General features: G+C 70.5%; 23 protein-coding genes and 2 tRNA genes. 12 read left to right on the top strand and 13 right to left on the bottom strand.

What is annotated here, in order from left to right:
- The first annotated feature begins 62 nt into the window (after nucleotides 1-62).
- Complete coding sequence (locus tag ACQEV2_RS15995; protein ID WP_433040942.1) at nucleotides 63-920, top strand: fumarylacetoacetate hydrolase family protein; 858 nt, start codon at nucleotides 63-65, stop codon at nucleotides 918-920.
- Nucleotides 921-1,025: 105 nt separating this feature from the next.
- Here ACQEV2_RS15995 and ACQEV2_RS15990 read toward each other — a convergent pair whose 3' ends face one another.
- Both ACQEV2_RS15990 and ACQEV2_RS15985 read right to left on the bottom strand, forming a co-directional pair.
- Complete coding sequence (locus ACQEV2_RS15990; RefSeq protein WP_433040939.1) at nucleotides 1,026-1,553, bottom strand: heme-degrading domain-containing protein; 528 nt, start codon at nucleotides 1,551-1,553, stop codon at nucleotides 1,026-1,028.
- Nucleotides 1,550-2,623: a Gfo/Idh/MocA family protein gene (locus ACQEV2_RS15985; RefSeq protein ID WP_433040936.1), complete on the bottom strand. Its 1,074-nt coding sequence runs from the start codon at nucleotides 2,621-2,623 to the stop codon at nucleotides 1,550-1,552. Before ACQEV2_RS15985 ends, ACQEV2_RS15990 begins: the two co-directional genes overlap by 4 nt.
- 48 nt (nucleotides 2,624-2,671) lie before the next feature.
- Here ACQEV2_RS15985 and ACQEV2_RS15980 point away from each other — a divergent pair, with 48 nt between their 5' ends.
- The 5 genes from ACQEV2_RS15980 (at nucleotide 2,672) to ACQEV2_RS15960 (ending at nucleotide 7,124) form a co-directional block, all read left to right on the top strand.
- Nucleotides 2,672-3,889, top strand: coding sequence for an ROK family transcriptional regulator (locus ACQEV2_RS15980; protein WP_433040931.1), 1,218 nt, complete (start codon nucleotides 2,672-2,674; stop codon nucleotides 3,887-3,889).
- A 165-nt stretch (nucleotides 3,890-4,054) separates the two neighbouring features.
- Nucleotides 4,055-4,891 carry an LPXTG cell wall anchor domain-containing protein gene (locus tag ACQEV2_RS15975; RefSeq protein ID WP_433040928.1) on the top strand — a complete coding sequence of 279 codons (837 nt, stop codon included), beginning with the start codon at nucleotides 4,055-4,057 and terminating at the stop codon, nucleotides 4,889-4,891.
- 87 nt (nucleotides 4,892-4,978) lie between these two features.
- Nucleotides 4,979-5,758 (top strand): HAD-IIA family hydrolase, encoded by a 780-nt coding sequence (locus ACQEV2_RS15970; protein ID WP_433040925.1) that lies wholly within the window; start codon nucleotides 4,979-4,981, stop codon nucleotides 5,756-5,758.
- Between the two features lie 131 nt (nucleotides 5,759-5,889).
- Complete coding sequence (locus ACQEV2_RS15965; RefSeq protein WP_433040922.1) at nucleotides 5,890-6,456, top strand: hypothetical protein; 567 nt, start codon at nucleotides 5,890-5,892, stop codon at nucleotides 6,454-6,456.
- A gap of 2 nt (nucleotides 6,457-6,458) precedes the next feature.
- A complete protein-coding gene (locus ACQEV2_RS15960) occupies nucleotides 6,459-7,124 on the top strand; it encodes a class F sortase (RefSeq protein WP_433040919.1) in 666 nt (221 codons plus the stop codon).
- A gap of 367 nt (nucleotides 7,125-7,491) precedes the next feature.
- On the opposite strand, the gene ACQEV2_RS15955 is transcribed toward ACQEV2_RS15960, so the two are convergent.
- Entirely contained in the window at nucleotides 7,492-8,268 is a 777-nt protein-coding gene (locus ACQEV2_RS15955) for an ANTAR domain-containing protein (protein ID WP_433040916.1), read from the bottom strand.
- A gap of 176 nt (nucleotides 8,269-8,444) precedes the next feature.
- Here ACQEV2_RS15955 and ACQEV2_RS15950 point away from each other — a divergent pair, with 176 nt between their 5' ends.
- Nucleotides 8,445-9,458, top strand: coding sequence for a glycoside hydrolase family 6 protein (locus tag ACQEV2_RS15950; protein ID WP_433040913.1), 1,014 nt, complete (start codon nucleotides 8,445-8,447; stop codon nucleotides 9,456-9,458).
- A 61-nt stretch (nucleotides 9,459-9,519) separates the two neighbouring features.
- Here ACQEV2_RS15950 and ACQEV2_RS15945 read toward each other — a convergent pair whose 3' ends face one another.
- The 4 genes from ACQEV2_RS15945 to ACQEV2_RS15930 all read right to left on the bottom strand — a co-directional run bounded on the left by ACQEV2_RS15945 (nucleotide 9,520) and on the right by ACQEV2_RS15930 (nucleotide 14,630).
- Complete coding sequence (locus tag ACQEV2_RS15945; RefSeq protein ID WP_433040910.1) at nucleotides 9,520-11,457, bottom strand: galactose oxidase-like domain-containing protein; 1,938 nt, start codon at nucleotides 11,455-11,457, stop codon at nucleotides 9,520-9,522.
- The gene (locus tag ACQEV2_RS15940) at nucleotides 11,454-13,445 is read right to left on the bottom strand and encodes a glycosyltransferase family 2 protein (protein WP_433040907.1); all 1,992 of its coding nucleotides are present in this window, start codon (nucleotides 13,443-13,445) and stop codon (nucleotides 11,454-11,456) included. Before ACQEV2_RS15940 ends, ACQEV2_RS15945 begins: the two co-directional genes overlap by 4 nt.
- Before the next feature lie 324 nt (nucleotides 13,446-13,769).
- Nucleotides 13,770-14,486, bottom strand: coding sequence for a FadR/GntR family transcriptional regulator (locus tag ACQEV2_RS15935; protein WP_433040904.1), 717 nt, complete (start codon nucleotides 14,484-14,486; stop codon nucleotides 13,770-13,772).
- A 70-nt stretch (nucleotides 14,487-14,556) separates the two neighbouring features.
- Nucleotides 14,557-14,630, bottom strand: a tRNA-Lys gene (locus ACQEV2_RS15930).
- A 185-nt stretch (nucleotides 14,631-14,815) separates the two neighbouring features.
- On the opposite strand from ACQEV2_RS15930, the gene ACQEV2_RS15925 reads away from it, so the two are divergent.
- From ACQEV2_RS15925 to ACQEV2_RS15905, 5 genes are all read left to right on the top strand, one after another.
- Nucleotides 14,816-16,147, top strand: a complete 1,332-nt coding sequence (locus ACQEV2_RS15925) for a peptidoglycan-binding protein (RefSeq protein WP_433040901.1) — start codon at nucleotides 14,816-14,818, stop codon at nucleotides 16,145-16,147.
- 147 nt (nucleotides 16,148-16,294) lie between these two features.
- Nucleotides 16,295-17,422 carry an SPFH domain-containing protein gene (locus tag ACQEV2_RS15920; protein WP_433040898.1) on the top strand — a complete coding sequence of 376 codons (1,128 nt, stop codon included), beginning with the start codon at nucleotides 16,295-16,297 and terminating at the stop codon, nucleotides 17,420-17,422.
- A gap of 151 nt (nucleotides 17,423-17,573) precedes the next feature.
- Entirely contained in the window at nucleotides 17,574-18,179 is a 606-nt protein-coding gene (locus ACQEV2_RS15915; RefSeq protein WP_433040895.1) for a lytic polysaccharide monooxygenase auxiliary activity family 9 protein, read from the top strand.
- Nucleotides 18,180-18,264: 85 nt separating this feature from the next.
- Entirely contained in the window at nucleotides 18,265-18,723 is a 459-nt protein-coding gene (locus ACQEV2_RS15910) for a DUF3592 domain-containing protein (RefSeq protein ID WP_433040892.1), read from the top strand.
- Nucleotides 18,724-18,776: 53 nt separating this feature from the next.
- The gene (locus ACQEV2_RS15905; protein ID WP_433040889.1) at nucleotides 18,777-20,447 is read left to right on the top strand and encodes an AMP-binding protein; all 1,671 of its coding nucleotides are present in this window, start codon (nucleotides 18,777-18,779) and stop codon (nucleotides 20,445-20,447) included.
- On the opposite strand, the gene ACQEV2_RS15900 is transcribed toward ACQEV2_RS15905, so the two are convergent.
- From ACQEV2_RS15900 to ehuB, 6 genes are all read right to left on the bottom strand, one after another.
- Nucleotides 20,413-20,486, bottom strand: a tRNA-Lys gene (locus ACQEV2_RS15900). The genes ACQEV2_RS15905 and ACQEV2_RS15900 overlap by 35 nt on opposite strands.
- Before the next feature lie 119 nt (nucleotides 20,487-20,605).
- The gene (locus ACQEV2_RS15895) at nucleotides 20,606-21,364 is read right to left on the bottom strand and encodes an IclR family transcriptional regulator (RefSeq protein ID WP_433040886.1); all 759 of its coding nucleotides are present in this window, start codon (nucleotides 21,362-21,364) and stop codon (nucleotides 20,606-20,608) included.
- A gap of 163 nt (nucleotides 21,365-21,527) precedes the next feature.
- Nucleotides 21,528-22,304, bottom strand: coding sequence for an ectoine/hydroxyectoine ABC transporter ATP-binding protein EhuA (ehuA, locus tag ACQEV2_RS15890; RefSeq protein WP_433040883.1), 777 nt, complete (start codon nucleotides 22,302-22,304; stop codon nucleotides 21,528-21,530).
- A 10-nt stretch (nucleotides 22,305-22,314) separates the two neighbouring features.
- A complete protein-coding gene (ehuD, locus tag ACQEV2_RS15885) occupies nucleotides 22,315-22,965 on the bottom strand; it encodes an ectoine/hydroxyectoine ABC transporter permease subunit EhuD (protein WP_433040880.1) in 651 nt (216 codons plus the stop codon).
- Entirely contained in the window at nucleotides 22,962-23,684 is a 723-nt protein-coding gene (gene ehuC / locus ACQEV2_RS15880; protein WP_433040877.1) for an ectoine/hydroxyectoine ABC transporter permease subunit EhuC, read from the bottom strand. Before ehuC ends, ehuD begins: the two co-directional genes overlap by 4 nt.
- A complete protein-coding gene (ehuB, locus tag ACQEV2_RS15875; RefSeq protein ID WP_433054474.1) occupies nucleotides 23,681-24,631 on the bottom strand; it encodes an ectoine/hydroxyectoine ABC transporter substrate-binding protein EhuB in 951 nt (316 codons plus the stop codon). Before ehuB ends, ehuC begins: the two co-directional genes overlap by 4 nt.
- Nucleotides 24,632-24,658: the final 27 nt, after the last annotated feature.

The following is a 24,658-nucleotide window of genomic DNA, read 5'->3' as shown; positions in this document are numbered from 1 at the left end:
CGACCAGTCCTCCGATGGCTGCACCCGTCGGCGGACGCCCGCGATCGAGGGAGATTGTGATCATGAAGCTGCTGCGAGTCGGTACGGCGGGAGCGGAGACGCCCGCACTGGTCGACGCCGAGGGTGTTCTGCGGGACCTCTCCGGTGTCGTGCCGGACATCGACGGAGCGCTGCTTGCCGATGATGCGGCGCTGGAGCGGATCCGCACGGCCGCGGACGCCGGGGAACTGCCCGCGCTGGACGCGACCGGGCTGCGGGTCGGGCCGCCGCTCGCGCGGATCGGCAAGATCGTCTGCATCGGGCTGAACTACCACGACCACGCCCGCGAGACCGGCGCCGAGCCGCCCGCCGAGCCGGTCATCTTCTTCAAGGCCGCGGACACGGTCGTCGGTCCGTACGACACGGTGCTGGTCCCCCGTAGGTCGGCGAAAACCGACTGGGAGGTCGAGCTCGCGGTCGTCATCGGGCGTACGGCCCGGTATCTGGACTCGGCCGAGGAGGCGCTCGCGCATGTCGCCGGGTACGCGGTGGCGCACGACGTGTCCGAGCGGGAGTTCCAGATCGAGCGGGGCGGGACCTGGGACAAGGGGAAGAACTGCGAGACGTTCAACCCGCTCGGGCCCTGGCTGGTGACGGCGGACGAGGTGCCGGATCCGCAGAAGCTGTCGCTGAAGCTGTGGGTCAACGGTGAGCTGAAGCAGGACGGGACGACGGCTGAGCAGATCTTCCCGGTGGGGGAGGTCGTGCGGTACGTCAGCCAGTTCATGACGCTGTATCCCGGTGATGTCATCAACACGGGTACGCCGGCGGGGGTGGCTCTGGGGCAGCCTGAGCCCAAGCCGTTCCTGCGGGCCGGGGATGTCGTGGAGCTGGAGATCGAAGGGCTCGGTCGGCAGAGGCAGGAGTTCAAAGACGCGTGAGCGCTCCGCTGGGAGAGCCGGGGAACTGTGCGTTGTTCGTCAGCTGCGGGTAGTACGTGGCTGGTCGCGCAGTTCCCCGCGCCCCTGAAAACAGGGGCGTTGCCGTCACTGTTTGCTCAGGAACTCCTCCAGCGCCTCCACCACGAACCTGTGGTCCTCCAGCTGCGGCAAGCCGCTCACCGTCACCGACCCGATGACTCCGGCCCCCTCGACGTTGATCGGGAAGGAGCCCCCGTGCGCCGCGTAGGTGTCGGGGTCCAGACGGGACGAATCCTCGAACGTCGTGCCCTTGGCCCGGAAGCGGGCGCCGACGACGTACGACGAGGCGCCGTAGCGCTCCACCACCCGGCGTTTGCGGGCGATCCAGGCGTCGTTGTCGGGGGTGGAGCCGGGCAGGGCCGCGTGGAAGAGCTGCTGGCCGGCGCGGTGGATGTCGATGGCGACCGGGGCCTGGCGCTCGCGGGCCATCTCGACCAGCAGGGAGCCGAGGGCCCAGGCGTCGTCGTAGGTGAACCGGCGGAAGACCAGGCGGCGTTCCTGGGCCTCCAGCTCCTCCAGGGGCGGGGTGAGCTCCGGGTGGAACCTCGGGGTGAGTTCTGGATTGTGCGTCTGATGCGACTGCTTGTGCGTCACAGCGCCACCGCCACTCCGTCACGGGCCGAACGGCGGGCCGCTTCCAGTACGTCGAGGGCGGATGCCGCCTCCAGGGCCGTCACCGGGTTGGGGCCGCCGTCCAGCAGAGCCTTTGCCACGCCCGCATAGTAGGCGGGGTAGTCGCCGGGGAGGGTGGGCTCGACGCGGCCGCCGCCCGTCACGGGGGACTCGCCGGAGCCCACTCGGCCCCACATCGACTCGGGTTCCGTGCCCCAGTCGGCAGTCGTGTCCGGGCGCTGCCCCTCCCGCAGCGCCCCCTCCTGCGGGTCCAGGCCGTACTTGACGTATCCCGCCTTCGAGCCCAGCACCCGGAAGCGCGGGCCGAGCTGGGCGGTCGTCGCGGAGACGTACAGGTGGGAGCGGACGCCGCTCGCGTGCGTGAGGGCGATGAAAGTGTCGTCGTCCGTCTCGGCGCCGGGGCGGCGGATGTCCGCCTCGGCGTACACCTGCGTGACCGGGCCGAAGAGGACCAGCGCCTGGTCGACGACATGGCTGCCGAGGTCGTACAGCAGACCTCCGATCTCTGCGGGGTCGCCGGACTCCCGCCAGCCGCCCTTGGTCTGCGGCCGCCAGCGTTCGAAGCGGGACTCGAAGCGCCATACGTCGCCCAGTTCGCCCTCGGCCAGGAGCCGGCGGAGCGTCAGGAAGTCGTTGTCCCAGCGGCGGTTCTGGAAGACGGACAGGAGCAGTCCGCGCTCCTCGGCCAGCGCCGCCAGCTCGCGCGCCTCGGCCGCCGTACCGGCGATCGGCTTGTCGACGACGACCGGGAGGCCCGCCTTCAGGGCTGCGGTGGCGAGCGGGACGTGCGTCTTGTTGGGGGACGCGATGACGACCAGGTCGAGCTCGTCGGCGCGGGCGAGCAGCTCGTCGGGCGTGGCGGCGACGCGGACGTCCGGGTGCTCGGCGCGGGCCTGCCGCTGCCGCTCGGGGTTCGACGTGACCACCGTGTCCAGGGCGAGGCCCTCGGTGGTGGCGATCAGCGGGGCGTGGAAGACGGAACCGGCCAGGCCGTAGCCGACGAGGCCCACACGGAGGGGAGTAGCACTCATGAAACCCACTTTCGCAACGCTGTTGCCAAAGTGCAAGCGCCGGGGACAATGGGGGGCGTGAACAGGACGAAGGGCGGCGCCGACGGCGGGGTGGCGGACGCCAGGGGGGGCGGCACGGGCGGCAGGACGGGTGGCGCCGCGGGGCGGAGCCGTCCATCGATGGAGCTGGGCGCCCTGCGCAGCCACAACGCCGCGCTCGTGCTCGACCTGCTGCGTACGGCCGGAGCCGAGGGCATCAGCCGGCTCGAACTCGCCGAGCGCACCGGCCTCACCCCGCAGGCGGTCAGCAAGATCACCGCCCGGCTGCGCGAGGACGGGCTCGCGGCGGAGGCGGGGCGCCGGGCGTCGACGGGCGGCAAGCCGCGTACGGTACTGCGGCTCATGCCCGAGGCCGGGCATGCGGTGGGGGTGCATCTGGACCGGGACGAGCTGACGGCCGTGCTCTGTGATCTGACGGGGGCTGTGGTCGCTCGGCGCCGGGCCCCGCTCGATCTGGGGGCCGGTGCGGAGACGGTCGTCGAACGGGCCGTGCGGGAGGTGGGGGAGCTGGTGGCCGGGGGCGGTCGGCCGGGTGCCGTGCTCGGGGTCGGCGTGGCGCTGCCCGGGCCGCTCGACCATCGGCGCGGTGTGCTGCACCGGGTCACCGGGTTCCCGGAGTGGAACGGCTTTCCGCTGCGGGACGTGCTCGTGCGGCGGCTCGCGCTGCCGGTCGTGGTCGACAAGGACACCAACGCCGCCGCCCTCGGGCTCGCCGTCGGGGGCGAGGCCGCGTCCGGCACGTCCTTCGCCTACCTGCACTTCGGGGCGGGGCTGGGCGGGGGGCTCGTGATCGGGGGAGCGGTGCACCGGGGCGCCCGTACGGGAGCCGGGGAGTTCGGGCACCAGGTCGTCCAGCTGGACGGCCCGCCCTGCGGGTGCGGCAACCGTGGCTGCGTCGAGGCGCTGTGCCTGGCCGCCGTGGCGCGCGGTGACCTGGCGGAGGCGGCCCGCGTGCTCGGCACCGCGGCCGGCAACCTGGTGGCGCTGCTCGACGTCGACCTCGTCCTGCTGGGCGGCCGCACGGTCGCCGCGGCGCCGGAGACCTTCGTACGCGGGGTCGCCGACGTCCTCGACGAACGCGCCCGGCGGGCGGGCGGGGACGCGGTGCCGGTGCGGGTCGCCTCCGGCGGGGAGCGGGGGGAACGCGGGGGGCACGGGGAGAGCGGGGTCGCCGAAGGGGCGGCCCAGTTGCTGCTGGCGCCGTTGTTCGGGCGGGCCGACGGGTGAGGCGGGTTCACTTGTGCTGGTCGAGTGGAGGGGTGGGGCCCGGGCGCGTGCGCTGATCGAGTGGAGGGGTGGAGCCCGCGCACGTGCGCTGATCGAGGGGACTTGCGGAGCCGTACGGAATGGCACCGTCCGGAAGCCGTTCCCGACCGGCATGGTCATCTGATTATGCGACTGCACACACCCGCCCCCTTCTGCCTCGCAGCAGCCGCCCTCCTCGCCGCAGCGCCCCCAGTGCACGCGGAACCCCCCGACGAGCTGCCCAGCTGCGCCACCGACGACCGGGACTTCCCCCTCACCACCCGCCTCCACGGCGGCCCGGACTCCTACACGGCCGGCGGCGGATTCGGCACCTGGTACCTGGACCTCACCAACACCACCGGGCGGGCCTGCACCGGCATCCACCCCGTCGTCGTCCTCGTCGACGGCAAACGCGCCCTCAAGCCGTCCCAGCCCCGCCTGGAGTTCTACGGCAGCCCGAGCGGGAACCCGGACGGCGGCCCGCACACGACGCCGGACGCGACCTCGACCGACGGCCCGGACGCCACCCGCCCCCGCCCCGTCCGCTTCGAGACCACCGACGAGGACGAACTCGTCGGCGCCTTCGACGGCTTCCCCGGCTTCACCGTCGGCCCCCGCGCGACCCTCACGGTGACGGTCCGGCTGGCCATCACCTCGGACGCCGTGCCGAACGAGGTCACCGCCAACGCGGCCGTCGTCCAACGCCATGACGGCGACGGCGACTGGGTCGGCCAGTCCAACGACTACCGCTTCACCATCGACGCCGACCCGGCCGTCCCCACCCACCCCGCCGGCCAGGCGGCCTCCGCCCGCCCGCCCGACCCCACCGCCTCGCCCACCCCCGGCACCCCCCGCAACCAGCTCACCCTCGCCGACGAGCTCGCCCGCACCGGCCTCGCCTCGTCCCCCCGCGCCGCCCTCGCGGCCACCGCGGTCCTCCTGCTGGCCGGCGCGGGGCTGTTGTTCGCCCGGAGGCGGCGCTGAGGTCGCACGGCCGTTCCCTGATGATCGAGCCTGTGCTTACGCTGGGGCGCACGCACGCACCACGCACGGCGGCAGGAGATCGCGCACATGGCAGACCGCAAGCCCATCGAGTCATGGCTCACCGACATGGACGGTGTGCTCATCCACGAGGGCATCCCGATCCCCGGTGCCGACGCCTTCGTAAAGAAGCTGCGTGAGTCCGGCAAGCCCTTCCTCGTCCTCACCAACAACTCGATCTACACCCCGCGCGACCTGCACGCCCGGCTGAACCGCATGGGCCTGCAGGTGCCGATCGAGAACATCTGGACGTCGGCGCTGGCCACCGCGCAGTTCCTCGACGACCAGCGTCCCGGCGGCTCGGCGTACGTCATCGGCGAGGCGGGCCTGACGACCGCGCTGCACGACATCGGCTACATCCTCACCGACCACGAGCCGGACTACGTCGTCCTCGGCGAGACCCGCACCTACTCCTTCGAGGCCATGACCAAGGCCGTCCGGCTCATCAACGACGGCGCCCGTTTCATCTGCACCAACCCCGACGAGACCGGCCCCTCCGCCGAGGGACCGCTCCCCGCGACCGGTGCGGTGGCCGCGCTGATCACCAAGGCGACCGGCAAGCAGCCGTACTTCGCGGGCAAGCCGAACCCGCTGATGATGCGCACCGGCCTGAACGCCATCGGCGCCCACTCCGAGACCAGCGCCATGATCGGCGACCGTATGGACACCGACGTGCTGGCCGGCATGGAGGCCGGCATGCAGACGTTCCTGGTGCTCACCGGCCTGACCCGGCCCGAGCAGGTGGAGAACTTCCCGTACCGGCCGTCGAAGATCGTCGACTCGATCGCGGACCTCGTCGAGCGGATCTGACACCGCGGAGCCGAACCGCGCATCTGAAACCCCGTACACCCGCAATACGACCCGTACGGAGCAGTCCGGCCCCCTGTGAGGATGCGGGGCCGGTCCTGCGGGGGGAGCCTCCAGGTAACTGGAGGTTCACGATGGGATCACTGCGAGTCACTCTCTGTGCGATCGCCGCCCTCGGGACGGTGGCCGTCACACCGGCGGCGGCATACGCGGCACACGCGTCGGACGGGGGTGTCTCGGTCAGTCCGTCGTCTCCCCGCCCCGGCAGCGACGTCGCGCTGCGGGTGAGCGGATGCCGGGAGAAGACCGCCAAGGCCCTCTCCCCGGCGTTCGTCACCGACGCACGCCTCACCGTCGGCGCCGACGGCACCCTCGTCGGCGAGAGCCGCGTCCGCTCCACGCTGCGGGCGGGGACGTACGACGTGAAGGTCGCCTGCGGGGAGGCGTCCCGCACGGGCGCCGTCACCGTCGTACGGCAGGGGGCGGATCGCTCCGTGGGGCACGGGGCGGAGCCGTCGGCCCCCGCCTCTCCGGTGGCCCCCGTCCAGGCCGGCGGCGGTGGCACTGCCCAGCTCGCCGTCGTGGACGCCCGCGCGGCCGGTCCCGGCACGGCGCACACCGTGACCGGGCTGGTCCTCGCGGGCGTCGCCGCGACCGCGGTGGCGCTGCGGAGCAGCCGCCGGAGCCGACGGCAGCGCTGACCATGGCGGACCACGAACGTTCCCCGCACGGCGGCCGCCTCCTCATGGGCGTGGCCTGGGCCGTGCTGCTGCTCGGGCTGTGGCTGTGGGGGCGGGAGGTCACCGACGTACGGCAGGCCGTATCCGCGCCGGTGTCGGGCGACGTCGCCGCGGTCGGACGGCCCCAGATGGTGCAACTGCCGCCCGCCGTACGGCCGTTGGGGGACGCGTTGCCGCAACGCCTCGACATCCCGGGGCTCGGTGTGCAGGCACCGGTCGTCGCCCGGGGACTCGACCGGCAGGGTGCGGTCGATCCGCCGCCCTACGCCCAGGCCGGCGCCGTGGGCTGGTACGCGGCCGGAGTGAAGCCGGGGGCCGCCGGGGCCGCGGTGATGGTGGGGCATGCCGACACCGCGACCCGGCCCGCCGTCTTCCACCGGCTCCGCGCCCTGCGGCCCGGCGCGACCGTGCGGGTGCTCCGCGACGACGGCAAGGTCGCCGAGTTCACCGTGGAGGACGTGCACGTCGTCACCCGCGACCGCTTCGACGCCCGGCAGGCCTACGGAGCCCACCGCTCGGGCCGGGCCGAACTGCGCCTGATCACCTGCGGCGGCACCTTCGACCGGACGACCCGCAGCTACACGGCGAACGTGATCGTGTCGGCGTATCTCACGGGGACGGGCCTGTAGGCGGTTGCCCAGCCGGCCCGGTCGGCCCCGTCGTTCGCGCGAGCCGCGGCCATACGGCGGCTCCGATCGCGTCGGCGCCTGTGCGGGCAAGGGCTGCGTGAGGCCGTGCGGCGCATGTCCCATCCTCGGGGCGACGCTGTCACCTGGCCCGGTCGACGACCGCTCCCCCTGAGCCGTCGACCGGGCTGGTCCTCAACCGCGGGCGCACGGGCTGCGGGAGTAACCCGGCGACCGGCGCGGGAGGTCTGGGTGATCAGTGGGGGATTGTCCGACCGGGGGCTGGGGCCGTACGGGAAGACTGTAGAGCGGATGACGGCCGGGGCCTAGGGCCAGGTGGCCCGGGCTGCACAAGCGGAGGGGCCGGGTGCTACGGGCGTTCCCCGTCGTCCGCCCGCCCCGCCTCCCGGCGCAGCTCGGCGTCGTCCGCGACCCTGTCGATGACCGCCTGCGCGACCCGGTCCAGGGGCAGCCGGTGGCGGCGCGCGTACTGGCGCAGGGCGCCGAAGGCGTGGTCGGCGGGGGCGCCCCAGCGCTCGGCGAGCATGCCCTTGGCCTGCTCGATGCGCACCCTGCTGGACAGCGCCTGCTGCAACTGACCGGCGCGGGTGCGGCATTGGACGTACGTCGTGTTGTTCTGCAGCCCGAGCGCCGCGCAGTCGGCGATGAGCTGGGCGAGGCGCAGGTCGGTGCCGTTGCCGGGGGAGGCGTCGGGGAACGCGGGGAAGAAGACGTTGAGCGCGCCGAGCAGCCGCTGGTGACGGCGCAGGGGGACGGCGAAGGTGGCCTCGATGCCGTGGGCCAGCGCCCGCTCGGTGAACTCCGGCCAGCGGGCGGCCGCGCGGGCCGCGCGGATCGAGACCGGCGGTACCGGCCGGCCGGAGCGGTAGCTGTCCGGGCAGGGTCCGCCGCCGCGCTGGGCCTCCAGCAGCTCGGTCGCCATCTCCTCGTGCGCGCTGCTCGCGGCCAGCGACACCGTCCGGTCGTTCTCGATCAGCATGATCCCGGCGGCCCGCGCGGACAGTAAGGGCACACAGTGGTCGGCGACCCGGCGTAAGTAGTGCGCGGACTCGAACCCGCCGGTGAGGGTGTCCGCCGCCTCCACCAGTGCCTGCGCCAGCCGGATCTCCCGGGTGGATGGGTGCATGAGCGCGCACTCCCCTTCCCCTGCCGCCCGCCCCTTGCAGGCGTGCGTCCACCCCGGTCATCGGCGTCGCGGCGGTGGCTGTAACAGCTCCCCGACAAGCCTTGGGCGGCCTCGTGGGTCTCACGCCGCGTATGCCAGGATTGAGGCTTGGAACAGTGCACCCAAGGGGGAGTTGGATGTACCCGAAGAGGGGGGTCGGAGTGCGGACGTCCGCGCTGGTGCTGGGGGCGGCACTGCTGGTCGCGGGCTGTTCGTCCTCCGGGGACGGCGAGGAGCCGCAGGCCGACGCCGGGATCAGCCAGCAGCCCAAGGACACCGACCCGTTCTGGGTGAACCCGGACGGGAACGCGGCGCAGCAGGTCGTGGCCTACCAGAAGGACGGCAAGAAGGAGGACGCCGAGCAGATCCGCAAGATAGCGCAGCAGCCGACGGGCGAGTGGATCAGCCCGGAGAGCCCGGAGAAGGAGGCGCGCGGTTTCACCGAGGCCGCCGACAAGGCGGACCGTACGGCGCTGCTCGTCCTCTACAACATCCCGCACCGCGACTGCGGCCAGTACTCCCAGGGCGGCGCCGCCGACGGCAACGCCTACCGGACCTGGATCGATGGGGTGGCCAAGGGCATCGGTGACCGTGCCGCGACGGTGATCCTCGAGCCGGACGCGGTCCTGCACCTGGTGGACGGCTGCACTCCGGACGAGTACCACGAGGAGCGCTACGACCTCCTCAAGGGCGCCATCAGCAAGCTCAAGTCCCTGAAGAACACCAAGGTCTACCTGGACGCGGGCAACGCCGGCTGGGGTCACCCCGACCAGATCTTCGAGCCCTTGAAGTGGGCGGGCATCGACCAGGCCGACGGCTTCTCGGTCAACGTCTCCAACTTCTACACGACCAAGGACTCGATCGCGTACGGCAAGGAGCTCTCCGCCAAGGTGGGCAACAAGCCCTTCGTGATCGACACCAGCCGCAACGGCAACGGCCCCTACACCGAGGGCAACCCGGACGAGCGCTGGTGCAACCCGCCGGGCCGCGCGCTGGGCGAGACGCCGACGACGAAGACGGCGGACCCGCTGGTGGACGCGTATGTGTGGGTCAAGCGCCCGGGCGAGTCGGACGGCGAGTGCAAGGGCGGCCCGAAGGCGGGCGAGTGGTGGGCGGAGTACGCCCTGAAGCTCGCCAAGGCCAGCGAATAGCTTCCTGTACGTAGCCTGGGGGCGCCCTCCGTCACGGAGGGCGCCCCCAAGTCGTCTACGGCTACGGGACCTTGACCCACTGCGCCTTGCTCGGCGTGCCCTGGTCGTCGGTCACGAACAGCATGTACCAGCCCGACGGCACCAGGTTCCGGTTCGTCGGCACTGTCACCGTGATCTTGTCCCCGGACTTCTTGAAGTCCAGCGCGACCGACCGCTGGTCGACATCCGTGACATGCGTGGACGCGCTCGGCCGGATCAGCCGTACGTTCTGGATGGACGAGGCGTGCTGCGAGGTGAACGTGCCCGTCCCGCCGCGCTTGATGGTCTGCGGGCCGCCGGACAGCGACGGCTGCGCGTCCCGGTACAGATACGGCGGCGTGTAGATCTCGATCCGCTGCTCGAACTTGCCCGGCTTGGTGTTGGCCGCGTCGGCGTACAGCGAGTCCGAGCCGAAGAACATCACGCGGCCGTCGGGCAGCAGGATCGACCCCGAGTGGTAGTTGCGGCCCACCAGCGGGTCGGCGACCTGGTCGAGGGCGTTCGTGTCCGGGTGGTAGATCCGCGCCTGGAGGATGTTGGAGTCGCCGCGGCCCCGGTAGTCCTCGGAGCCGCCGGACACCAGCACGGTGTCGTCGGGCAGGACCGAGGCCTGCGGATAGCGCGTGCCCTTCTCCAGCGACGGCCCGTCCACGAACCTCGGGTTGTCCGCCTTGAGGTCGATGAGCCGGGTCTTGTTGCTGGACTCCTTGGACTCGCCGACGCCACCGCCGCCGATCACCATGTACTTCTCGTCCTGCGCCGGCGGCAGCAGCACCGTTCCGGAGGTCTCCATCAGCTTGGGGTCGCTCAGCCCGGGCAGCTTGGTGAACTTGTTGGTGGCCACGTCCCAGATGCCCGGATCGCGGCCCACGTCGTCAGGGCCGTAGCCCGCGTTCGAACCCGAGTAGAAGACCTTGCCGTTCTCCAGCGGGAACAGCGCCGGGTACGTCGGGAACTGCCGCACCTTCTGCAGGTACGTCCACTTCTTGGTCTTCGGGTCGTACACCTCGTTCTTGCCCGGCACCAGCTGGCCGATGTCGTCGAGGCCGGAGACGCTGAGGATCTTGCCGTTGCCCAGGGTGGTGAGCGTCGGGTACCAGCGGGCCTCGTGCATCGGGTCGACCTTGATGTACTTCTCGGCGACCGGGTCGAACTCATAGGTGTCCCGGATGCCCTGGAAGTCCTTCTTGTCGAGGGCGAGCTTCTGCGCGATGCCGTAGGTGTTGCGCGCGTCGGTGCCGGACAGGCCCTGGATGCGGTAGTTGTCCTGGGTGCCGGTCTCGTACTTGGCGCCCGTCTTCTGCGCCTCGACATAGATCCGGCCGAGACCCGGGTCGTTGCGCAGGAACTTGCCGGTCGCCTTGTCGAAGACCTTCTTCGCGCGCGGCACCAGCACCGGGTCCTTGGAGACGAACGTCTTGCCGTTCTCCTTGCCGGTGAACTTGGTGCCCGCGGGCAGCGTGATCGGCTTGTCCGGGTTCTCGTTGTGGACGATCATCAGGCCGCCGGCCTTGGTGACGTCACCCTTGAGCTTCTCGTACCGCTTGGTACCGCCCGCGATCAGCAGGTTGCCGTTGGCCAGCTGGGTGTGGCCGGTGCAGAACAGGTCGTTCGGCGTGGGCACCTTCTTGATCGTGCCCTTGACCGGGTCCCAGATGCGGGTGTCGTACTTCTTCGCGTCGAAGTTGTCCTGATTGTTGCCCGAACCCGCGATCAGCAGCACCTTGCCGGTGTGCAGCAGCGCCGCGTGGATGGTGTTCTGGCGGTACTCCTCGGGGAACTCGACGATCTCCCAGTGGCCGTTCTCCGCTTTGTACTCGGGCTTGTTGATTTGGTACTGGTGGTATTTCTCGGTCCCGAAGCGGTACAGCCACGGCCCGTTCATCCCGGCCAGCGCGAGTACCACCGCCGTACCTATCGCGAGTCGACGGGCGCGGCGGCGGCCTGCACGGTCGTTCATTCCTTACGTCCCCCAAGTCCACCAAGGGCGATCTGCATCGTCTGATCGTTACCACCACTGCCCGACGCGGCCCAACTCGGCTTGTGCTGCGGCGCGTGCGGGGCCTGCGCCGCGTGCGGAGCGTGGGAAGCGTGCTGCGCGGGCAGCGGTTGCGGCTCCGGCTGGTACGGCGCGGGCTGGGCGGGCACCGGCGCGGCGGGCTTCTTCTTCTCCTGCCGCAGCATGTAGCGCCAGGCAAAGATCGGCGTCGCGGTGATCAGCATGGCGAACGTCGCCCAGATGATCATCGCGGGGTGCGAGTGCCCGTACACGAACCCGGCGACGATCGACGCGCCGAAGATCGCGATGAAGTACCAGTGGTACCGGAAGGTCGCCCACCACCTGTCGGGGCTCGCGGAGTCGCCCTTGGGGGTCACCACGAACTTGCTCTTCTTGCGCAGCACCGAGTCGATGAGCGCCTTCGCGTACAGCGGCGCCGACAGCGCGGACATCACCATGCCGGCGACACCGCCGGAGCCCTCGGGCTCGTGCGGCGAGACGTTGTGGCGGCGGTTCCAGACGTACAGGCCGATCTGGAGCGCGGAGGCGTTGCCGTAGAGCATCAGCCAGATCGTCGGGTCGATGTTCACACCCGAGGCGCCCAGGCCCAGGAACAGCGCACAGCTCAGCGCGGCCAGGATCCAGTTGAGGGCGGACATCGGGTAGAAGATGATCATCATCGTGTAGTTGAAGAGCTTGCTCGGCGGCAGCGAGTACCAGCCCTTCCAGTACTGCTTGAGGATCGTCTCGTACGTCCCTCGCGACCAGCGCATCTGCTGGGTGAAGAAGTCCGTCCAGGCGCTGGGCCCCTCACCGACGGCCAGCACGTCCGGCGTGTACACCGACCGCCACTTCTTGCCCGTCGCCGGGTTCTTGTGGCGGTGGATCTCGAAGCCGGTCGCCATGTCCTCGGTGATCGAGTCGTACAGGCCGCCGATCTGCTTGAGCGCCTTGATGCGTACGGCGTTGGACGTACCCACGAACATCGGGGCGCCGTACTTGTTGCCGGCGCGCTGGATGAGGGCGTGGAAGAGGAACTGCTGCGACTCGGCGGCCTTGGTGACGAAGTTGTCGTAGTTGCCGTACACCTGCGGGCCGATGACGAAGCCGACGTTCGGGTCGCGGAAGAAGCCGAGCATCCGCTCCAGGTAGTTGGGCAGCGGCACGTGGTCGGTGTCGACGGAGGCGAAGAAGTCGTAGTCGTCGCCGTGGGCGTCGAGCCAGGCGTTGTAGTTGCCGTGCTTGGTCTTGGCGCGGTGCGGGCCCTTGGGCTGGTTCCACTTCGCGACGCCCTTGCGGGAGAAGTGGCGCACGCCGAGCCGCTTGCAGACCTCCTTGACCTCCGGGTCGTCGCCCTCGTCGAGGAGCCAGACGTGCAGAAGGCCCCGGTGGCGCAGCTTGACGGCCGCCTCCAGGGTCTTCGTCACCATCTCCAGCGGCTCCTTGCCGGGCACGAAGGAGGTGAGGAACGCCACTCTCGTGCCGGTCTCCGGCACCACCGGGATCGGGTCGCGGGCGACCAGCGTGGCGTGTGCGTTGGACAGCACGTTCATGCAGCGGAAGAACTCGATCAGGCCGATCGAGACGAGCATCACTATGTCGAGCGCCGGCAGGAAGTCGAAGGCGGGATAGTCCCGTTCGGTCCAGTGCTCGGGCTGCAGCAGCCAGAACAGCAGGACCAGGGAGAGCACCGGGGCCGCGGCCAGCATCAGTGCGACTCTGATCCGGTGCGGCTCCTGCGAGATCAGCGAGCGGTACTGGACCCGGTACGGCTTGTTCGGGTCGGGCTGGGTGAGGGGACCGGCCAGCCGGCTGTAGTGCTCGTAGTCATACTTGGGCAGCGTCTTCTTGATCCGGCGGAACGTTCCCGTCCTATGCGTAGGCACCCTGAGCTGGGTGGTCTGAGACGGGTCGAAGTTCTGCCGGGCGCCCGTCGGCGTCGACGTCATGAGTCATCCCCCCACACGCAGGTCACCGCGTGTTTCTCGGTTCCGTTTACGACTGTGCCGATCCCCCTCGACCGTCACAGGCGTATCAGTGGCGGGCCGCAGTCACCACATCTTCTCCACCATAGACATGGAACAGCGACCTTCCGGTTGCATCATGCCCCCCTCGGCATGCGGCCATGAACGGGGCCCCCTACTCCCCGGCAAAAACCGGCAACCGGCTCCTTGCCCCCCAACTGCCGCGTATCCGCAGCATCTTGAAAAACCAATCACCAGGTTCTACGTCGGTTCACATGATCGCAAGATGCGAAACGAGGTGTTTACCGGTCATACGCGCTCATTGTGGCACCTGTGGGGGTGTTGTGTACCCGTTGTGGACACGCGGGCGCGGATGTTGCCGAAGTGCTCGCTTATGGCCTCCTCCGCCCGTATCGCATCGCCCGACCGCACCGCGTCCACGATCTCCCGGTGCTGCCGGCAGGTGACCAGCGGATCCTGCGGGACGCCGCCGAGGTCGGTGTGGACGCGGTGGAAGGCGTCCCAGAACGCCTCCATGACCTCGCCCAGCAGCGCGTTGTCCAGCCCCCGGTAGAGGGTGGCGTGAAACGCCCGGTCGGTCTCGGCAATGCCGTCGCCGCCCCGCGCCGCCTGCTCTTCCATACGGTCGACGAGCGCGTCCAGTTCAACGAGGTCGGCGTCCGGAACCCGCCCCGCGAGCCGCGACACCAGCCCCGTCTCCACGGCCTCCCGCAGCTGCAGCAGCTGGAGCAGGGTGTCCTCGCCGCGGTAGTGCCCGGCGACCGTGCGGAAGGCGAGGCCCTCGATCATCGGCGCCAGCGACATGCTGCCGACGTACGTCCCGAACCCGTGCCGGATCTCCACGATGCCCATCGCCTGCAGCCCCTTGAGCGCCTCGCGCACGGAGTTCCGGCTGGCACCCAGAAGCGCCATCAGCTCGGGCTCCGTCGGCAGCGGGGCCCCGGAGGGCAGCCGGCGGTCGATGATGAGCCTCTTGATCCGCTCCTGAAGGTCACGCGCTGCCATGGCCAGAGGGTATCCGGCCAAACACACCGGAAGCCCCTCGCTTGCACGAGGGGCTTCCGGTGTGTGTCTGTGCGCCGCCAGGGACTCGAACCCCGGACCCGCTGATTAAGAGTCAGCTGCTCTAACCAACTGAGCTAGCGGCGCCTGCTGACGGCGTTAACTCTACATGACCTCTGAGGGTGCTCCTGACCGTGGGCGACGGGGTGGCCAGGGTCCGCAGGGGTGCCGTAAACCATTCGGACCGTCAACATGCGAGTGCCGAAGACAGTTGTGAAACTGACGGTGTGTACAGCCGCGGACATTTCCATCTGGAGTGTGAGGGGAATCGCATGGAGACTCGGACTCCGGTATTCGAGGAATTCGATCCGGAGAGTGACTGCGACTGCCCCGGATGTGTTCACTGGCGACGTGTCCTGCCGCATTCCACGACCGGCCGCCACCCCGCCCTGCACCGGGCACTGATCGTCGCCGCAGCCGCCTCCACCACCCTCGCCGTCGGCCACACGGCCCCGGCCCTCGCCGCCCCCCATCCCCCCGATCTACCCGGCGTTCCCGCAGGTGACGAGCCTGCGTCGCCCCAGGGCGGCAAGGCCCCGCTGCACGGCTCGGGCGGCCGGCCGGCCAAGCCGGGCACGCTCAAGACGCCCACGACCACCCGCGCGGAGATCATCAGGCGGGCCAAGAAATGGGTCGCCGAGAAGGTGCCGTACAGCATGTACAGGTACTGGTCGGACGGATACCGGCAGGACTGCTCGGGCTTCGTCTCGATGGCCTGGAGTCTGCCCGGAAACGAATGGACCGGAAGCCTCGACCAGTACGGCGTACGCATCGCCAAGGAGGATCTGCAGCCCGGCGACATTCTGCTGTTCCACAATCCGGCGGACCCCGAGAACGGCTCGCACGTCGTCATTTTCGGCGGCTGGACGGACCACACGCACACCCACTACGTCGCCTACGAGTCGATCCGCCCGCACGCCCGCCGACTGGTCACCCCGTACGCCTACTGGACCCACTCCGACCGCTACCTCGCGTACCGCTACAAGGGGCTGGTGAGCGGCGCGACGGGGTCGAAACCGGGCACCGGGCAGTCGGACACGGCCAAGCCGAAGGACCCCAAGCCCGGAACGCCGTACCCGGGACGGGCGTATTTCGGCCCCGGCGCCAACAACAAGTACGTCACCCAGCTGGGCCGGATGCTCGTCGAGCGCGGCGCCGGCCGGCACTACTCCTCCGGACCGGGCCCGCGCTGGACGGACGCGGACCGCAGGGCCACGCGCGCGTTCCAGCTGGCGCAGGGCTGGCGGGGACGGGACGCGGACGGGCTGCCGGGACCGCAGACGTGGGAGCTGCTGGCGACGGGCAAGGGCAACGACGTGAAGGCGGCCGGGGCGGGCGCCACCGGGAAGCCGTCGTCGCACGGCGTGCCGGGGTATCCGGGGCGGGCGATGTTCCGGCCGGGCGCCAGCAACGCGTACGTCACCCAGCTCGGCCGGCAGCTGGTGGAGAAGGGGTACGGCAAGCACTACAAGACCGGGCCGGGGCCGCGCTGGGGCGAGGCGGACCGGCGAAACGTCGAGGCCTTCCAACGTGCCCAGGGCTGGCGGGGCGGCGCGGCGGACGGCTATCCGGGGCCGGAGACCTGGCGGCGGCTCTTCTCGTAACCGATATCCCCGGCAGCTCTGACACCTCTGACAGTTCTGACACCTCTGACAGTTCTAAGAGCTCTGACACCTCTGGCATCCCTGGAATCCCGATACCCCCGACAACCCCTGCTGTGACGCGTCTGGCGCGGAGGCTGGAGGCACCCCTTGACCACGACCACTTCTCACCCGTCCGAGTCGGAGGGCGTCCCGGACGGAGGGGCGGCGCCCCGCCCCCCGCGGCTGATCCAGAACGAGGCGACCACCGAGATCCCCGTCCATCTGCTGTTCCGCGACGGCCCCGACCCGGTCTCCGTGCCGCTCAGGCCGACGGTCGTGGCACGCCGGCAGGGCACGGGGGAGCAGCCGCGCCTGCGTCAGCCGGTGCAGCCGACGCCGCGGCCCGTGCCGGAGATGGACCCCGACCTGGTGGAGCGGCCCGCGCGGGTGCTGCCCGGGGCGGCGGGTGTGCTCGCCGGGGCCTGCGGGGCGGCCGGGTGCCTGGCCACCTCGTGGTGGGCGGGGGTGCTGCCGCCGTCGGCGGTGGAGGCGCTGGCGTTGCCGGCGTTCGCGGGCGCGGGGCTGGGGCCGGTGCAGTGGGCGGCGTACACGGGGGCCGGGGCCCTGGGGCTGTTCGGGCTCGGCGGGCTCGTGAGGGGGCGGACCGGGCGGGCCTGGGTGCTCGGGCTGTTCGGCCGCTACCGGGGGACGGTGCGGCGCACCGGTCTGCTGTGGGTCAACCCGCTGGTGCTGCGCCGCCGGGTCGACGTACGGCTGCGGCACTGGCGGAGCGAGCCGATGCCGGCGGCCGACGGCAACGGGGTCGGGCTGCGGGTGGTGGTGCTCGTGGTGTGGCGGGTGCGGGACACCGCGCGGGCGCTGCTCGGGGTGGAGGACCACGAGACGTATCTGCGCGAGTGCGTCGAGGCGGCGCTGGCCAGGGTGCCGGTGGAGATGCCGGGCGGCTCGCGGGGATCCGTCGAGGCGGCCGGGGAGACGCTGACACGGCTGGTGGTGCGGGACGCGGAGGCCGTCGGGCTCGAGGTGTTCTCGGTGCGGCCGGTGCGGGTGGAGTACGCCCCCGAGTTCGCCGCGGCCATGCACCGCCGCCGTATCGCCGCGCTGGACGCGCAGCAGCGGGCCACCGTGCTCACCTCGGTGGTGGACTCGGTGGAGGACACGGTGACGCGGCTGACCGTGCGGGGGCTGGTCGAGCTGGACGACTACGAACGCAAGGCGCTGGTCAAGGACTTGACGGTGGCGTTCTGCGTGGGGCGGGGCGAGGCGGGAGCCTGACGGGCGTCTGACGGGTGCCGACGGGCGTCCGACAGCCTGTCGAACATGTTCCTCGATTGGTATGGACATGTTCAACAGTCAGCAATAATCTGAGACTTGGTCTAGACCTGCAAGCTCACTGAACCTCCCCCACGTTCCCAGGAGCAGCAGCATGCGCAGAAAGACCAAGTGGTACGCCGCCGCACTCGGACTCACCACGGCCGGCACTCTTGTGCTCTCCGCCGGAGGTGCGAGCAGCCACGGCTACACGGACCTCCCCATCAGCCGGCAGAAGCTCTGTCAGAACGGCACCGTCACCAACTGCGGCCCCATCCAGTGGGAGCCGCAGAGCGTCGAGGGCCCGAAGGGCTTCCCCGGTTCCGGCCCGGCCGACGGGCAGATATGCAACGCGGGACTGGGCCAGTTCGCCCAGCTCAGCGCCCCGAGGACGCCGTCCGGCGGGGCCTGGCCCACCACCCGGGTGACGGGCGGTCAGAGCTACACGTTCCGCTGGCAGTTCACGGCCATGCACGCCACGACCGACTTCAAGTACTACGTCACCAAGCCGGGCTGGAACCAGAACCACAACCTGGCCCGCTCCGACCTCAACCTCACCCCCTTCCTGACCGTCCCGTACAACGGTCAGCGGCCACCGGCCACCCTCTCCCACAGCGGCAGGCTGCCGTCCGGGCTGAGCGGCCACCATGTGATCCTCGCGGTGTGGACGATCGCGGACACGGGCAACGCGTTCTACGCGTGCTCGGACGTCACGTTCTGAGGTTTCCTTGAGTCACCCCTGCGGCCGGCGTGGGTAGGTTCCCCCACGTCGGCCGGTCGCGGCCGCGGGAAGACCGGGGGACTCCATGGTGGCATTCGAAGCCTTCTTCTACCTCGTACCGGCGCTCATGATCGCCCTGGCGATCTTCGCGCTGACCAGGATCGTCGGCCGCGCGCAGGATATGCGCAGGGCCTGGAACAGCGGGTTCACGGCCGAGGCGCGGTGCCTGCGGGCGTACACGACGGTGAGCGGCGGTCGCGGCGACACGTCGGTGAGCACGACGCTGCACCACGTGTACGAGTTCATGGCGCGTGACGGCCGTGTCGTCCGCTTCGACGAGGCGAACGGTCCGGCCACGACCGTCGAGGGCGACATCGTCACCGTGCACTACCTGCCGGAGCGCCCGGAGCGTGCCACGGCCCGGCCGCCGGCACCGGGGAGGCTCGCGGCGGGCACCGGCTGCGCCGTGGCGTTCTTCGGGGTGCTCATCGCCTTCTGTGTCGTCTTCATGGCCATCGCCCACCTGATGTTCACGGTGGTGTAGTTCCGGGGTCGCGGGCTCCCTATCTGACGTTCCGTCAACTACGGTGCGCTGCCATGGAGTCCACTACGAGGCGCACGGTCGCGGAGCTCGTGGCGGCGCGGTGGGGCGATCACCGGCCGGGGCTGTGGTTCGAGGGGCGGGCGCTCACGCAGCACGAGGTGGCGGCCAGTGCAGCCGTGCGGGCGGCGCTGCTGGCCGACCTGCTGCCGCCCGGCGCCGAGCCGCACATAGGGGTGCTCCTCGACAACACCCCCGAGTACCCGATGTGGTTGAGCGCGGCCGCCCTCGCGGGTGCCGCCGTCGCCGGGATCAATCCCACCCGCCGGGGACCCGAACTCACCCGCGACATCCTGCACACCGAGTGCCGGATCCTCGTCACCGAACGGGCCCACCTGCCGCTGCTCGACGGCCTGGACCTGCCCGGCGCACGGCTGCTGGTGACCGGCACACCGGAGTACGACGACCTGCTCGCGCCGTACGCGGACGCGGTGCCCGACGCCTCCCGCGCCGCCCCGCACGATCGCCTCCTCCTCTACTTCACCTCCGGCTCGACCGGCGCCCCCAAGGCCGCGATCTGCACCCAGGGCCGGCTGGCGGCGGCCGGGCGCTCCCTGGCCGACCAGTTCCTGGTCCGCCCCGACGACGTGCACTACGTCTGCATGCCGATGTTCCACGGCAACGCGGTCATCGCCGACTGGGCGCCCGCCCTCGCGGCCGGTGCGGGGGTGGCGCTGCGGCGGCGGTTCTCGGCGTCGGGGTTCCTGGCGGACGTACGGCGGTACCGGGCGACGTACTTCACCTACGTGGGCCGCGCGATCCAGTACCTCCTCGCCACCGAGCCGCGCCCCGACGACCGTGACCACACCCTGCGGCTCGGCTTCGGCACCGAGGCGGGCGCCGTGGACGCCGCCGCCTTCGAGCGGCGGTTCGGGGTGCGGCTGGTGGAGGGGTACGGGTCGTCCGAGGGCGGGGCCGCCGTGCAGTGGTCGCCGGGGACGCCGCCGGGGGCCGTGGGGCGGGCGGTGCCCGGGCTCGTCGTACTCGATCCGGAGACCTGTGCGGAGTGCCCGCCGGCCGTCTTCGACACGGACGGGCGGCTGGTCAACGGGGACGAGGCCATCGGGGAGCTGGTCAACCGCGGGCCGAACCCCTTCGAGGGGTACTGGCGCAACCCCGAGGCGGAGGCGGAGCGGCGGCGGGCGGGCTGGTACTGGACGGGGGACCTGTTCTGCCGGGACGCCGACGGCTATCTGTACTTCGCGGGGCGCGGCGACGACCGGCTCCGGGTGGACGGCGAGAACCTCTCCGCCGCGATGATCGAGAACATCCTCGCCCGGTACGAGGGCGCGGACGCCGTCGCCGTGTACGCGGTGCCGGATCCGGTGACCGGGGACCAGGTCATGGCGACGATCGCGGGCAGCTTCGACCCGGTGGCCTTCGCCGGGTTTCTGGCCGCTCAGCCCGATCTGGGGACGAAGATGGCGCCCCGGTTCGTGCGCGTGGTGCAGCGGATGCCGGTGACCGCCACGAACAAGATCCATCGGGCGGGGCTCAGGCGGGAGGGCGTGCGGTGTGCCGATCCGGTGTGGTGGCGGCCGCCGGGGAAGCGGGCGTACCGGAGTCTCACCGAGGCGGACGTCCTGGCATACGTCGAAGGGCCCCTCGCTCCCACGAGAGGCCCTTCGGAGGTGCGCCGCCAGGGACTCGAACCCCGGACCCGCTGATTAAGAGTCAGCTGCTCTAACCAACTGAGCTAGCGGCGCATGACTCCCGCCGACCGCGCATTTGTGCTCTCGCGGCTGGCGACAGAGAAAATACTACCTGGTCCCGTGGGGTGCTTCTGACCACCGGTGCTCGGTGATCAGAAGCACATCCGGAGTGCCTAGATCGCCAGCGAGAGCAGCACCGGCGCCGCGTTCCGGTTCAGGGTGTCCGCCGCCTGGCGCAGCCGGTGGGCGTGCTCGACCGGGAGCGACAGGGCCAGGCAGCCCACCGAGGATCCGGCCGTGATCGGGACCGCCGCGCACACCGTGCCCACCGCGTACTCCTGGAGGTCGAGGTGGGGGACGGTCGGCGGCTGGGACTCCAGGCGGGAGAGCAGGACCCTGTCGCTGGTGATCGTGCGCGAGGTGAGGCGGGCCATCTTGTGGCGGGAGAGATGGTCGCGCCGCCCGTTGTGGTCGAGCTGGCCGAGCAGGCTCTTGCCGATCGCGGTGGCGTGGGCGGAGTAGCGGAAGTCGACCCACTCGTTGACCACGGGAGTGGCCGGGCCGGCCGCGTACTGGTCGATCCTGACCTCTCCGTCGACGTACCGGCTGATGTAGACGGCGGCGCCGACCGAGTCGCGCAGCCGGTCCAGGGTGCGCTGGAGGTTCTCGCGCAGGGCCTGCTCGCGGCCCTGCGCGGAACCGAGACGGTTCAGGGCCTCGCCGGTGACGTACGCCCCGTCGGCGATCTGCTCGACGTAGCCCTCGCGGCGCAGCATCCGCAGGAGGCTGGTCAGGCGCTCCGGGCCGATGCGGGTGTGCCGGGCGAGCTCGGCGTCGGTGATTCCGGTGGTGTGCCGCACCACGGTCTCCAGGACGCGCAGGGCGTCCTGGGCCGAGTGGTACGGCGCGGTCGGCTCGTGCTTCAGCGCCACGGTTCCCCCTGCGGTCGCTCCAGTGCCGGATTGCAGTCAGCCAATCCCCTTCACCATAACCGGCAAGAGGCTTGTAGTGAGCGGTTGTTGACGAGATTGCGACGCCCTCAACTGCGGTTCCAGCACGCTGGCATATGCCAGAAGCATGCTCCGTGAGGTGTCGTCACAGCACCGCGCTGAGAAACTCCCGCGTCCGGTCGTTCTCGGGGTCGTTGAAGATCTTCTCCGGGGAGCCGGCCTCGATGACCCGGCCGGAGTCGAACATCAGGACCTGGTCCGAGATGTCCCGGGCGAAGTTCATCTCGTGGGTCACGCAGAGCATGGTGATGTCGGTGCTGCGGGCGATGTCCCGCAGCACGTCGAGCACGCCCGCGACCAGCTCCGGGTCGAGCGCGGAGGTCACCTCGTCGAGCAGCAGCACCTGCGGCCGCATGGCCAGCGCCCGGGCGATCGCCACCCGCTGCTGCTGGCCGCCGGAGAGCTGGGTCGGGCGGGCGTCGCACTTGTCGGCGAGGCCCACCATCTCCAGCAGTTCACGGGCGCGCGCCTCCGCCTCGTCCTTGGACAGGCCGAGGACGGTGACCGGGGCCTCGGTGATGTTGCGCAGCACGGTCATGTTCGGGAACAGGTTGAACTGCTGGAACACCATCCCGATCTTCTTGCGGACCTCACGGACCTGCTTCTCCGGGGCGGGGAAGAGCTGCTCCCCGGCGACCGTGATCGTGCCCTCGTCGGGCTTGGCCAGGGTCATCAGCAGCCGCAGGATCGTCGTCTTGCCGGAGCCGGACGGGCCGATCAGGGTGACGTGCTTGCCGGACGCGACGGAGAAGTCGAGCCGGTCGAGCACCGTGTTGGATCCGAAGCGCTTGGTGACGTTGTCGAAGCGGATCAGCTCGCCGCCGTCCACCGGAGGGTTGGCGCTCGCGTCGGGTTCTTTCATCAGAGGGGTGTCAGCTGACAAGGCGTCGCTCCAGGGCTCGTACGAGAAGGGAGGCCGGATAGGCGATGAGGATGAAGGCCACACCGATGACCGTCAGGGGCTCGGTGAACTGGAAGTTCTCCTGCGCGAACAGCCGCGCCTCGCCGAGCATCTCCATGACCGTGATCGTCATCAGGATCGGGGTGTCCTTGAGCATCGCGATGACGTAGTTGCCGAGCGCGGGCACGACCCGGCGGATCGCCTGCGGCAGGATCACCACCCGCCAGGTCCTGGCGACCGGCAGGTTCAGTGCCGTCGCGGCCTCCCACTGACCGGCCGGCACCGCCTCGATGCCGGCGCGGTAGACCTGCATCGTGTACGTCGAGTAGTGCAGCCCGATCGCGAAGACACCGGTGGTCAGCGCCGAGGCGGTGACGCCCCACTCGGGCAGCACGTAGAAGAGGAAGAACAGCTGCACCAGCAGCGGGGTGTTACGGATGAACTCCGTGACCGCCCCGACCGGCCAGCGCACCCAGCGCGTCGGTGTGCGCATCAGCAGCGCCCACACCAGGCCCAGCGCGAACGAGATCAGCGAGCCGATGGCCAGGATCTGCAGGGTGAGCAGCAGCCCGTCCCAGAAGCGTGGCATGAAGTCGGCGACAGCGCCCCAGTCCCAGGTCATCCGAGAGCACCTCCCGCGCCCACGCCGGTCGTCTCAGGGCGGCGCAGCTCCTGCTCGGGCGTGCGCCCGACGGACTTGCCGACACCGGCCTTGAGCTTGCGTTCCAGTCCGCGCATCCCGCGGGTGAGCAGGAAGGCGATGACGAAGTAGATCAGCAGGACGTACGTGTAGATCTCCGCGCTCTCCTGCAGCGCGAGCCGCACCAGGTTGGCGCTGAAGGCCAGGTCACCCATGCCCATGACGGACACCAGCGCCGTGCCCTTCAGCAGCTCCACCAGGAGGTTGGTGAAGGAGGGGATCATCTCCGGCACCGCCTGCGGCAGCAGGATCAGCCGCATCCGCTGCCACGGCGTGAAGCTGAGCGCGATCCCGCCCTCCCGCTGCGCCGGGTCGACGGAGTTGAGGGCGCCGCGCACGATCTCGGCGCCGTACGCCCCGTAGGTCAGTCCGAGCGCGAGCGTGCCCGCCCACAGCGGCACCAGCTGCCAGCCGAACGCGACCGGCAGCACGAAGAACACCCAGAAGATCATGATCAGGGCGGAGGTCCCGCGGAACACCTCGGTGTAGAAGCCCGCGAGGAAGCGGACGATCCACAGCCGGTGGGTGCGGGCCATGCCGACCCCGAAGGCGACCGCCGCCGCCACCAGTGCACTCAGCACCAGCAGCTGGACGGTGATCCAGATTCCGTGCAGTACGAGTTCCCAGAGTCCCGACGTCATCCGCCCGTCCCCCCTCCGCACAGCTCCTTCGCGGTGAGGTCGGTCATCTCGGCCTCGGTGAAGCCGAAGGGCTTGAGGATGCGGAACAGCTCTCCGCTCTTCTTGAGCTTGTGCAGCTCGACGTTGAAGGCGTCCCGCAGCTTCGTCTCCGTCGGGCGGAAGGCGAAGGCGCCGCCGTCGACATGCGGTTTGCCGTCGACGAGGGGCGCGAAGGCCTTGGTGGCCTCCGCCTTGGCGGACTTCTTGACGACCTCGCGGGTGGTGAGCGCCGTACCGGCGAAGACGTCCACGCGCCCGGCCTCGACCGCGTTCAGCCCCGCGACCTGGTCCGGCACGATCAGGATGTCGCTCTCCTTGTACCCCGCCTCGACGGCGTACTGGATCTCGGCATAACCGGTCCCGGTGGCGAACTTGGCCTTCTTCTCGACGACGTCCTTGTAGTCGTGCAGCCCCTTCGGATTCCCCTTGCGCACGATGAAGGAGTCGAGCATCTGGTAGTCGGGGTCGGAGAAGATGACCTGTTCGCAGCGTTCGGGATTGACGTACATCCCGGCGGCGACGACGTCGAACTGTTGGGAGTTCAGGCCGGGTATCAGCGACCCGAACTCGGTGGGCACGGGCTGCACCCGGTCCACCCCGAGCCGTTTGAAGATGACCTTGGCGAGTTCGGGCGCCTCACCGGTGAGTTCACCGTTCTTGTCGATGTACCCGAAGGGAATCTCACCGGCGATCCCGAGCCGTACGACACCGGCGGCCCGCAGCCGTTCGAGCAGATCCCCGCCGTCCTTCGTGGACGCCGTGGCCACGCGCGAGCAGCCGGCCGCGCCCAGCGCGCCGAGCGCCGCCACCCCCGCGAGCAGCGACCGGCGTGTGGTGCCGGCCGGCCGGCCTCTGGTGCCGGATATGTGTTCGACGTGTGGTTCGACATGTTCCCTTGGTGGAGCCATGGCGGCGCGGCTACCCGAGACCATGCG

Origin of the sequence: Streptomyces sp. CA-251387 (assembly GCF_050936625.1) — a bacterium.
Taxonomy (GTDB): Bacteria; Actinomycetota; Actinomycetes; order Streptomycetales; family Streptomycetaceae; genus Streptomyces.
Note: the sequence above shows the minus strand (reverse complement) of the source record. Positions and strands in the feature narration are given on the sequence as shown.

Coding starts and splice junctions, on each gene's coding strand:
- ACQEV2_RS15995 (WP_433040942.1), top strand. CDS start 63: ATGAAGCTGCTGCGAGTCGGTACGGCGGGAGCGGAGACGCCCGCACTG.
- ACQEV2_RS15970 (WP_433040925.1), top strand. CDS start 4,979: ATGGCAGACCGCAAGCCCATCGAGTCATGGCTCACCGACATGGACGGT.
- ACQEV2_RS15905 (WP_433040889.1), top strand. CDS start 18,777: ATGGAGTCCACTACGAGGCGCACGGTCGCGGAGCTCGTGGCGGCGCGG.
- ACQEV2_RS15950 (WP_433040913.1), top strand. CDS start 8,445: ATGTACCCGAAGAGGGGGGTCGGAGTGCGGACGTCCGCGCTGGTGCTG.
- ACQEV2_RS15975 (WP_433040928.1), top strand. CDS start 4,055: ATGCGACTGCACACACCCGCCCCCTTCTGCCTCGCAGCAGCCGCCCTC.
- ACQEV2_RS15945 (WP_433040910.1), bottom strand. CDS start 11,457: ATGAACGACCGTGCAGGCCGCCGCCGCGCCCGTCGACTCGCGATAGGT.
- ACQEV2_RS15965 (WP_433040922.1), top strand. CDS start 5,890: ATGGGATCACTGCGAGTCACTCTCTGTGCGATCGCCGCCCTCGGGACG.
- ACQEV2_RS15915 (WP_433040895.1), top strand. CDS start 17,574: ATGCGCAGAAAGACCAAGTGGTACGCCGCCGCACTCGGACTCACCACG.
- ehuB (WP_433054474.1), bottom strand. CDS start 24,631: ATGGCTCCACCAAGGGAACATGTCGAACCACACGTCGAACACATATCC.
- ACQEV2_RS15935 (WP_433040904.1), bottom strand. CDS start 14,486: ATGGCAGCGCGTGACCTTCAGGAGCGGATCAAGAGGCTCATCATCGAC.
- ehuA (WP_433040883.1), bottom strand. CDS start 22,304: ATGAAAGAACCCGACGCGAGCGCCAACCCTCCGGTGGACGGCGGCGAG.
- ACQEV2_RS15980 (WP_433040931.1), top strand. CDS start 2,672: ATGGGGGGCGTGAACAGGACGAAGGGCGGCGCCGACGGCGGGGTGGCG.
- ACQEV2_RS15925 (WP_433040901.1), top strand. CDS start 14,816: ATGGAGACTCGGACTCCGGTATTCGAGGAATTCGATCCGGAGAGTGAC.
- ACQEV2_RS15985 (WP_433040936.1), bottom strand. CDS start 2,623: ATGAGTGCTACTCCCCTCCGTGTGGGCCTCGTCGGCTACGGCCTGGCC.
- ehuD (WP_433040880.1), bottom strand. CDS start 22,965: ATGACCTGGGACTGGGGCGCTGTCGCCGACTTCATGCCACGCTTCTGG.
- ACQEV2_RS15960 (WP_433040919.1), top strand. CDS start 6,459: ATGGCGGACCACGAACGTTCCCCGCACGGCGGCCGCCTCCTCATGGGC.
- ACQEV2_RS15955 (WP_433040916.1), bottom strand. CDS start 8,268: ATGCACCCATCCACCCGGGAGATCCGGCTGGCGCAGGCACTGGTGGAG.
- ehuC (WP_433040877.1), bottom strand. CDS start 23,684: ATGACGTCGGGACTCTGGGAACTCGTACTGCACGGAATCTGGATCACC.
- ACQEV2_RS15910 (WP_433040892.1), top strand. CDS start 18,265: ATGGTGGCATTCGAAGCCTTCTTCTACCTCGTACCGGCGCTCATGATC.
- ACQEV2_RS15940 (WP_433040907.1), bottom strand. CDS start 13,445: ATGACGTCGACGCCGACGGGCGCCCGGCAGAACTTCGACCCGTCTCAG.